Below are 9,424 nucleotides of genomic sequence, written 5' to 3'. Positions count from 1 at the left end.
GGTGTGGTGGTGCCGGCGGGTGTGGGTGGGGTGTCGGTGGGTGTGGCGGAGGCGGAGGCCGGGGCCGCGGGTTTCCCGGGGGGTGATGTGGAGGATGGGGAGCGGCTTCGTCCGGTGTCGGTGGATGATGTGGCGTATGTGATCTATACGTCGGGTTCCACGGGCACCCCCAAAGGCGTGGCGATGCCCGCCGGAGCCGTCGTCAATCTGCTGCGCTGGCACGCGGAGCGGGACGCCGGTGACGGGGAGGGCCCGGAGCGCGTGGGCCAGTTCACCTCGCCCGGCTTCGATGTCTCCGTCCAGGAACTCTTCGCCACCCTGACCTCCGGCGGCACCCTGGTGATCCCGCCCGGCGAGGTCAGGGGCGACATGGACCGGTACGCCGGGTGGCTGGACGAGCAGCGGATCACCCGGCTGTACGCCCCCACCCAGGTGATCGAGGCGGTGGCCGCCGCCGCGGCCCGGCAGGACCGCACCCTGCCCGCCCTGCGCCATATCGCCCAGGCGGGCGAGGCCCTGGTCGCGGGCGAGGAGCTGGTCCGCTTCTGCGGACGGGTCCCCGGCCGCAGGCTGCACAACCACTACGGCCCGACCGAGACCCATGTGGTCACCGCCACCACCCTGCCCGAGCCGCTCCCGGACGGACCCTTCGCCGCGTCCATCGGGGGTCCGATCGCGGGGGTGCGGGTGCGGGTGCTGGACGGTGCTCTGGAGCGGGTGCCGGTGGGGGTGGTGGGGGAGCTGTATGTCTCCGGTGGGGCGCTGGCGCTGGGGTATCTGAACCGGCCGGGGCTGACGGCGGAGCGTTTCGTGGCCGATCCGTTCGGTCCGGCCGGGGCGCGGATGTACCGCACCGGCGACCTGGTGCGCTGGGGCGAGGACGGTGAGCTGTGGTTCATGGGCCGGGCGGACCAGCAGGTGAAGGTGCGCGGGTTCCGGATCGAGCCGGGTGAGATCGAGCAGGTGCTGATGGGGCATCCGGCGGTGGCGCAGGCGGTGGTGACGGTCCGGGAGGACCGGCCGGGGGACCAGCGCCTCGTGGCGTACGTCCAGACCACGGACCCCCAGACCGCTCTCCAGCCCACCGCTCTCCAGCCCACCGCTCTCCAGCCCACCGCTCTCCAGAGCACGGACCTCCGGACCACCGGCCTCCAGACCGGAGATGCCCAGCCCGCGGACCTCCACCCCGCCGATCAGGGGCCGGCCGATCCGCAGGCCCTGCGCCGCCATCTCGCGGAGCTGCTCCCGGGCCATATGGTGCCCGCCGCCGTGGTCCCGCTGCCCGCGCTGCCGCTCAACCGCAACGGCAAGGTCGACCGGGCGGCCCTGCCCGCGCCCGACTACACGGGCCCCGCCGCCGGCCGGGCACCCGCCACCGCGCGCGAGGAGGCGCTGTGCCGGATCTTCGCCGAGGTGCTCGGCCGGCCCGGGGTCGGCCCCGATGACGGCTTCTTCGACCTCGGCGGCCACTCCCTCCTCGCCACCTCCCTCCTCGCCCGGACCCGCACCGTCCTCGGCGCCGACCTGCCGCTGCGCGATGTGTACGAGGCCCAGACGCCGGCCCGCGTCGCCGCCCTGCTCGACGAGCGCGACCGCGACGAGGGCCGGACCGGCGACCCGGCCGGAACCCGGCGTACCGCACTGCCCCTGGACACCCTGCTCCCGCTGCGCCGGGAGGGCACCCGGGCCCCGCTCTTCTGCGTCCACCCGGCGTCCGGGCTGAGCTGGTCCTACGCGGGTCTGCTCAGCACCCTCCGCGAGGACATCCCGCTCTGGGGCCTCCAGGCCCCGGGCCTGACCGGCGCCGGCGGCACCGACCCCCACCCGCCCGTGAGCCTCACCGACGCGGCGGCCCGGTATCTGGCCGAGGTGCGGGCCGTCCAGCCGCAGGGCCCGTACCACCTGCTGGGCTGGTCCTTCGGCGGCACGATCGCCCATGAGATGGCGGCGCTGCTCCAGGAGGAGGGCGAGCGCGTGGCCACCCTCGTCCTGCTGGACGCCTATCCGGGCCCCGCCGCCCTGGCCGCCCACCGCGCCGGCGCCGCCGATCCGGAGGTGCTCGACGAGGAGACCGCGGCCGTCCTCGACGCCCCCACCCGGCGGGCGGTCGCGGCGGCGGCCGAGCGCCACCGCGCGCTCATGCGGACCGCCCTGCCCCGGGTGTTCAAGGGGGACGCCCTGGTCTTCGAGGCCGTGTCGGACACGGACCCCGGGGCCACCACCGGGACCGGGGCCCTGTGGCGGCCGTACATCGACGGCGCGGTGATCACCCATGAGCTGGGCTGCGCGCACCGGGACATCGGCCGTGCCGATGTGCTCGCCCGGATCGGTCCGACGGTGTCCCACCGCATGTCCGCCACCGAGGTCTGACCACCCCCGGGCGGGGGCGCGACCCGCCCCCGCCCGGCGGGAACCATCAGCGAACCAGCAAGCCTTATGAGGGAGTTCGTCATGCCCAGTGAAGAGTTCGATGTCGTGGTCGTCGGCGGCGGTCCCAGTGGATCGACGCTGTCCACCCTGGTGGCCAAGAAGGGGCATCGGGTGCTCCTGCTGGAGAAGGAGACGTTTCCGCGCTACCAGATCGGCGAGTCGCTGCTCCCGGCGACCGTGCACGGCATCTGCGGTCTGCTCGGTGTCGCCGACGAGGTGGCGAAGGCCGGGTTCACGGTCAAGCGGGGCGGCACCTTCCGCTGGGGCTCCAACCCGGAGCCCTGGCAGTTCGCCTTCGCGGTCTCGCCGAAGATGGCGGGTCCCACCTCGCACGCCTACCAGGTCGAGCGGATGAAGTTCGATCAGATCCTGCTGGACAACGCCCGCTTCAACGGCGTCGAGGTGCGGGAGAGGTGCGCGGTCCTCAGGGTGATCGAGGAGAACGGCCGGGTCACCGGCGTCCACTACCGCGACGACGAGGGCCGGGAGCGCACCGTCCACGCCCGCTATGTCGTGGACAGCTCCGGCAACACCGGCCGGCTGCACAAGGCGGTCGGCGGCACCCGCGCGTACTCCGACTTCTTCCGGAACCTCGCCGTCTTCGGCTACTTCGAGGGCGGCAAGCGGCTGCCCGAGCCCAACTCGGGCAATATCCTCTGCGCCGCCTTCGACAGCGGCTGGTTCTGGTACATCCCGCTGAGCCCCACGCTCACCAGCGTCGGCGCGGTCGTCAACCGCGAATGGGCCGACCGTGTCCAGGGCGACCCGGAGCAGGCGCTGCTCGGGCTCATCGACGACTGCGATCTGATCAAGGACCATCTGTCGGAGGCCACCCGGGTCACCACGGGACCGTACGGGCAGGTCCGGGTCCGCAAGGACTGGTCGTACATCAACAGCAGCTTCTGGAAGCCCGGCATGGTGCTCACCGGGGACGCCGCCTGTTTCGTCGACCCGGTGTTCTCCTCCGGGGTGCACCTGGCCACCTACGGCGCGATGCTCGCGGCCCGTTCGATCAACAGCAGCCTGGCCGGCACCGTCCCGGAGGAGCAGGCGTTCGAGGAGTTCGAGCGGCGCTACCGCAAGGAGTACGCCGTCTTCTACGAGTTCCTGATCTCCTTCTACTCCCTCCATGTCGACGAGCAGTCCTATTTCTGGCAGGCCAAGCAGGTCACCGCCTACCCCAAGTCCGACCTGGAGGCCTTCGTCGACCTGGTGGGCGGGGTCTCCTCCGGCGAGCGGGATCTGATCGAGGCCGGTGACCGGCTCGCCAGCAGCTCGTGCGAGCTGTCCCGGGCCGTGCACGGCGCGGGCGCCGCGACCGGGGGCACCGGGGGTTCGCGCGGCGGCCTCTTCCACGCCCCGATCGTCGCCGACGTCATGCGGGAGGGCGCCCATGTCCAGGCGCGCGCCCTGCTCGGCGAGGACGCGGGCCCCGAGACGGCGGACCTCGACGGCGGTCTCGTCTCCTCCGGCGACGGACTGTCCTGGGTGCTCCCCAACCACGGCTGAGAGAGGACGACCACCGTGCAGAGCAGTGTCTACGAGCAGGAGCACGAGGACTTCCGGCAGACCGTCCGGGCCTTTCTCACCAAAGAGGCCGCGCCGGTGTACGACGAGTGGATCGAGGCCGGCACGGCGCCGCGCGACTTCTGGCGCAGAGCCGGCGACCTGGGGCTGCTCTGCTTCCAGGCGCCCCAGGAGTACGAGGGTCCGGGCTCCGACGACTTCCGGTTCAACGCGGTGCTCACCGAGGAAATGGAGGCTCTCGGCATCTCGTACGGCGGATTACGCGTCCAGAACGATGTTGTTCTGCCCTATCTGCTGCGGTATGCCACCGATGAGCAGCGGCGCCGCTGGCTGCCCGGGATGGTCGGCGGCGAGCTGGTCACGGCCATCGCCATGTCGGAGCCGGGCACCGGCTCCGACATCTCCGGCATCACCACGTCCGCTGTCCGCGACGGCGACCACTACGTGGTCAACGGGTCCAAGACCTTCATCAGCAACGGCACCCACGCCGATCTCGTCATCACCGCCGTGCGCACCGATCCCAAGCAGCGGTACGGCGGACTGACCCTGCTGATGGTCGAGACGACCGCCGGCGGATTCAGCCGGGGCGGCAATCTGAAGAAGATCGGGCAGAGCACCCAGGACACCTGTGAGCTGTTCTTCGACGACCTGCGGGTTCCCGTCGCCGACCGGCTCGGGGCCGAGGGCCGCGCCTTCGACTATCTGACGTCGAACCTGCCGCAGGAGCGCCTCTCCATCGCGGTGGCGGCGCAGTCCGGCGCGGAGGCCGCGCTGGAGCGCACCATCGGGTACGTCAGGGAGCGCACCGCCTTCGGCAACAGGCTGAGCGACTTCCAGAACACCAAGTTCGTCCTCGCCGAGTCGGCCGCGGAACTGCGGGCCGGGCGGGCGCTGCTGGACCAGTCCCTGCTGGCCCATGTGCGCGGCGAGCTCGACGCGGCCGAGGCGGCCGTCGTCAAGCTCTTCTGCACCGAGACACAGGGCCGGGTGGTGGACCGCTGCCTCCAGCTGCACGGCGGGTACGGCTATCTCCACGAGTACCCCATCGCCAGGTCCTGGACCGACGCCCGGGTCAACCGCATCTTCGGCGGCTCCAGCGAGATCATGAAGTCGATCATCGCCAACTCCCTCGACCTGTGAGCCGGGCGGAGGGCCCCGCGGGCGGGGAAGGCGCCCGGGGTGAGGGCGCCGGCGAGGACGAGGACGCGGAGGTCCTCCGGTGACGTCCCATCATGTCCTGCTGCTCTTCGCCGACCTGGCGCTGATCCTGGTCCTGGTCGGCCTGCTGCACCGGCTGTGCCGAAGACTCGGGCAGCCACCGGTCATCGGCGAGATCCTGGTCGGGGTCCTCCTCGGCCCGACGCTGCTCGGGGCGGGGGTCGCCGGGGCGCTCTTCCCCGGCGCCCTCCTCCCGGCGCTGCACGCGCTGGGCAATCTGGGGCTCGCCCTGCTGATGTTCACCGTCGGCATGGAGATCGACGCCCGGGTGCTCCGGGGCGGCGGGCGCCGGGTGGCCGGGGTGGTGATCGGGGCGGTGACCGTGCCGTTCGTCCTCTCGCTCCCGCTCGGTCTGTTCCTGCTGCGCGACCACACCCCGTCCGACCGGGGCGGCTTTCTGCTCTTCCTGGGCGTGGCGATGTCGGTGACCGCCTTCCCCGTGCTGGCCAGAATCCTGATCGATCTGCGCCTCCAGCGGACCCCGCTGGGCTCCACGGCGCTGGCGAGCGCGGCGGTCGGCGATGTGCTGTGCTGGGCGCTGCTGGCCCTGGCCGTCGCCATGACCGGCGGGGCACAGGAGGTGCCGGTCTGGCAGTCGCTGCTGATCGTGCCCTTCGCCGCCGGGATGCTGCTGGTGGCCGGCCCGCTGCTGCGCCGGCCCGGGCTCTTCCGGGCGGGCGACGGCCGGGCGGGGGACGGCCGGGCGGGCACCGGAAGGGCCGGCCAGGACAGCGGAACGCCGCTGATCGTCGTCTTCGGCGGGCTGCTGCTGTGCTGTGCGGCGACCGAGTGGATGGGCTTCCACTTCATCTTCGGCGCGTTTCTCTTCGGGGTGGTGATGCCCCGCGAGGGCCCGCTGGCCGGGCAGGCGGTGCGCGCGACGGCGGGCATCGGCTCGGCGGTGCTGCTGCCGGTGTACTTCGTCCTCGCGGGGCTGCGCGTCGATCTGTCGGACTTCGACGGCGGCGATCTGATCGACCTGGCGCTGATCCTGCTGGTGGCCATCGCCGGAAAGTTCGCCGGCGGCTTCGCCGGTGCGTACACGCAGGGCTTCGACACCCGGCAGTCCACCGCCATGGGGGCGCTGATGAACACCCGGGGCATCACCGAGCTGGTGGTGCTCGGGGCCGGTCTCGACCTCGGTCTCCTGGACGGCGAGCTGTTCTCGCTGATGGTGGTGATGGCCCTGGTCACCACCGGGATGACCACCCCGCTGGTGCGCCGGCTGGGGGTGGTGTCAGTCGGTGACGAGGTCGTCCGGGGCAGTCCTGGCCAGGTCGGCGAGCGTGGCGAGCGCCTGTGACAGGACATCGGGCCGGGGCGAGGCGAGGCCGAGCCGGACGGCGTTGGGGGCATGGCTGCGGCCGATGGCGAAGGCCGCCGCCGGGGTGACCCCGATGCCGTGCCGCGCGGCGGCGGCGACGAAGGTGTCGGCGCGCCAGGGGCGGGGCAGCTCCCACCAGCAGTAGTACGAGTGGGGGTCGCCCCGCACCGCGAACCGGCCCAGGTGGCGGGCGGCGATCTCCTGCCGTACCGACGCCTCCCGCTGCTTGGCCCGCACCAGCTTCCGCACCGTGCCGTCGGCCTGCCACTGGCGGGCCGCCTCCAGCGTGAACCGCATGGGGGTCCAGCCGCCCGAGCGCAGCGCCGTGGCGAGCGAGCTGAGGACGGCGGCGGGCGCCACCGTGTAGCCGAGGGTCAGACCGGGGGCGAGCCGCTTGGAGAGGCTGTCGACGAGGACGGTCCGCTCGGGCGCGAGGGCGGCCAGCGGCGGCAGATCGTCCCGGAGGAAGGCCCAGATGGTGTCCTCCACCGCCGTGATCCCGAGCCGCAGCAGCACCTCGGCGAGCCGCTCCAGCCGGGCTCCGGGCATGGTGAGCGAGAGCGGGTTGTGCAGGGTCGGCTGGACGTAGACGGCGTGCAGCGGGGCCTTGCGGTGGGCCTCCTCGACCGCCTCGGGGATCAGCCCCGACGCGTCCATCGCGAGGGGGACGAGGGTGACGCCGAGCCGGGAGGTGATGGCCTTCAGCACGGGGTAGGTCAGCTCCTCGGTGCCGAGGCGGGCACCGGGCGGCACCAGCGCGCCGATGACGGCGGAGATGGCCTGCCGGCCGTTCCCGGCGAAGAGGATACGCGCGGGGTCGGGGCGCCAGCCGCCGCGCGTCAGCAGATCCGCCGCCGAGTCCCGGGCGGCGGGGGTGCCGGCCGCGCCCACCGGGCGCAGCACCGGCTCCAGGACATCGGGGCGGAGCAGCCCGCCGATCCCGGCGGCCAGCAGCCCGGCCTGCTCGGGCACCACCGGGTAGTTCAGCTCCAGGTCGACGCGGGTGTCACCGGGTTCGGTGAGCGCGGGGGCCGTCGGGCGGGGCACGGCCCGGACGAAGGTGCCCCGGCCCACCTCGCCGACGGTCAGCCCCCGGCGGGCCAGCTCCTGGTAGACGCGGGTGGCGGTGGAGTTGGCGATGCCGTGGCGGCGGGCGAACTCGCGCTGCGGGGGGAGCCGGTCGCCCGGTCTCAGCCGCCCCGCCGTGATCTCCGCGCCCACCGCGTCGGCGACCCGCTGGTAGTCCTTCACCGCGCTCTCCTCTCCGCCGGGGTCCGGGCGGCCCGGCCGGGTCCGTTCCCGGGCCGGGCCGGGCCCGCCCGGTGAACCTTCCCCCTCCCGCACCCTAAGCACTGGATTGCACCGAGGTCAATGGGAGAGATTGCACCGGTGTAATGCGCGACCTACACTCGGAATTGCTCCGATCAGCACGGACCGGCCGGGTGGGGACACCGCACCGGTCAAGCACGGCAAGGGTGTGCAACCGCGAGGAAGGAACCCGTGGCCCGATGGACCCGACACCGCCCGCGCAAGGTGATTGGCCCGTCTTCCCACCGCCCCGGTGCGGTCGGTGCAATTTCGGCTCCCGGGCGTTCTCCCGGCCCGAGGCGGCGGGGCTGCTCCGGGAGTCCGCCGCCCGCTGGCAGCAGGTGCTGACCGACCCGGACACCACCGGGCAGCGCGTCGGCGCCCTCTCCTGGTCCCCGCTGGAGCACGGCTGCCATGTGCGGGACATGTGCCTCCTCTTCCACCAGCGGCTCGACGCCGTGCTGGGCCCGTCCGCGGCGGCCCCCGGCGCCGGCGAACCGGCCGCGGCCCCCGCCGAGTTCCCGGTGCTCTACCGCGACGAGGACCCCGGGCGCGCCGCCGAGGAGCTGGGGCGGGCGGCCGAGGAGCTGGCCCGCCGTCTGGAGCGGCTCACCGGCGACGACTGGGACCGGGGCGACACCCGCTTTCCCGGCGCGCGGCTCACGGTCGACTTCTTCACCCGCCATCTGCTCCACGACATCGTGCACGACCTCTGCGAGGTGTTGCGCGCCGGCCGCCGGGCCGGCGGGAACACGGCGCCGGGGTCCGGGCCACGGAGAGAGAAAGAGAGGTCGTCATGATCGAGCTGGGCGCGGTGCTCGGTGTGGTGACGGTGGCCCTGGGGATGGTGCTCACCCCCGGCCCCAACATGATCTACATAGTCTCCCGGAGCATCACCCAGGGCCGGCGGGCCGGGATCATCTCCCTCGGCGGGGTCGCCGTCGGCTTCATGGTCTATCTGCTGGCCACCAATCTGGGCCTGTCGGTCGTCTTCATCGCCGTGCCCGAGCTGTACATCGTGATCAAGCTGGCGGGTGCGGCCTATCTCGCCTATCTGGCGTGGAACGCCCTGAAGCCGGGCGGGCTCTCCGTCTTCGCCCCCGAGGACATTCCGCACGACTCCCCGCGCAAGCTGTTCATGATGGGCCTGATGACGAATCTGCTCAATCCGAAGATCGCCATCATGTACATCTCGCTGATCCCGCAATTCGTCGATCTGGACGAGGGCCATGTCCTCTTCCAGGGCTTTGTGCTCGGCAGCATCCAGATCGTGGTGAGCGTCGTGGTCAATCTGACGATCGTGATCGCCGCCGGGACCATCGCCGTCTTCCTCGCCCGCCGTCCCTCCTGGCTCCGGGTCCAGCGGTACGCCATGGGCGCGGTGCTCGGGATGCTCGCCGTCTCGCTGGCCATCGACACCTCGGTGCCGACCACGGTCAACTGAGCGGTCCGGAGGTTCAGCGGGTGGCGGTGAGGTGCTCCGCGTGCTCCTGGAGCGAGCGGACGCTCTCCTCTCCGCAGCTGAGTGCGTCGATGCCTTGGACGGCGGCGGCGAGGGCTTGGACGGTGGTGAGGCAGGGGACGGAGCGGGCGACGGCGGCGGTGCGGATGTCGTAG

General features: G+C 72.5%; 7 protein-coding genes. 6 read left to right on the top strand and 1 reads right to left on the bottom strand.

Annotated elements, in window-relative coordinates:
• The first annotated feature begins 3 nt into the window (after positions 1-3).
• From ACWCRA_RS35080 to ACWCRA_RS35065, 4 genes are all read left to right on the top strand, one after another.
• Positions 4-2,370: an amino acid adenylation domain-containing protein gene (locus tag ACWCRA_RS35080; protein WP_451069463.1), complete on the top strand. Its 2,367-nt coding sequence runs from the start codon at positions 4-6 to the stop codon at positions 2,368-2,370.
• An 81-nt stretch (positions 2,371-2,451) separates the two neighbouring features.
• Positions 2,452-3,939 carry a tryptophan 7-halogenase gene (locus ACWCRA_RS35075; RefSeq protein ID WP_351559601.1) on the top strand — a complete coding sequence of 496 codons (1,488 nt, stop codon included), beginning with the start codon at positions 2,452-2,454 and terminating at the stop codon, positions 3,937-3,939.
• 15 nt (positions 3,940-3,954) lie between these two features.
• Entirely contained in the window at positions 3,955-5,097 is a 1,143-nt protein-coding gene (locus tag ACWCRA_RS35070; RefSeq protein ID WP_351559603.1) for an acyl-CoA dehydrogenase family protein, read from the top strand.
• A 79-nt stretch (positions 5,098-5,176) separates the two neighbouring features.
• Positions 5,177-6,478, top strand: a complete 1,302-nt coding sequence (locus tag ACWCRA_RS35065; protein ID WP_351559605.1) for a cation:proton antiporter domain-containing protein — start codon at positions 5,177-5,179, stop codon at positions 6,476-6,478.
• Here the strand turns inward: ACWCRA_RS35065 and ACWCRA_RS35060 are convergent.
• Positions 6,413-7,750 carry an aminotransferase-like domain-containing protein gene (locus ACWCRA_RS35060; RefSeq protein WP_351559607.1) on the bottom strand — a complete coding sequence of 446 codons (1,338 nt, stop codon included), beginning with the start codon at positions 7,748-7,750 and terminating at the stop codon, positions 6,413-6,415. The two genes, ACWCRA_RS35065 and ACWCRA_RS35060, sit on opposite strands and share 66 nt — an antisense overlap.
• Positions 7,751-8,007: 257 nt before the next feature.
• On the opposite strand from ACWCRA_RS35060, the gene ACWCRA_RS35055 reads away from it, so the two are divergent.
• On the top strand, positions 8,008-8,607 hold the full coding sequence (locus ACWCRA_RS35055; protein WP_351559609.1) for a DinB family protein: 600 nt from the start codon (positions 8,008-8,010) through the stop codon (positions 8,605-8,607).
• Entirely contained in the window at positions 8,604-9,251 is a 648-nt protein-coding gene (locus tag ACWCRA_RS35050; RefSeq protein WP_351559611.1) for a LysE family translocator, read from the top strand. The genes ACWCRA_RS35055 and ACWCRA_RS35050 overlap by 4 nt, the downstream gene beginning before the upstream one ends.
• Positions 9,252-9,424: the final 173 nt, after the last annotated feature.

The sequence above is a fragment of the Streptomyces sp. NPDC001889 genome (assembly GCF_053594535.1).
Note: the sequence above shows the minus strand (reverse complement) of the source record. Positions and strands in the feature narration are given on the sequence as shown.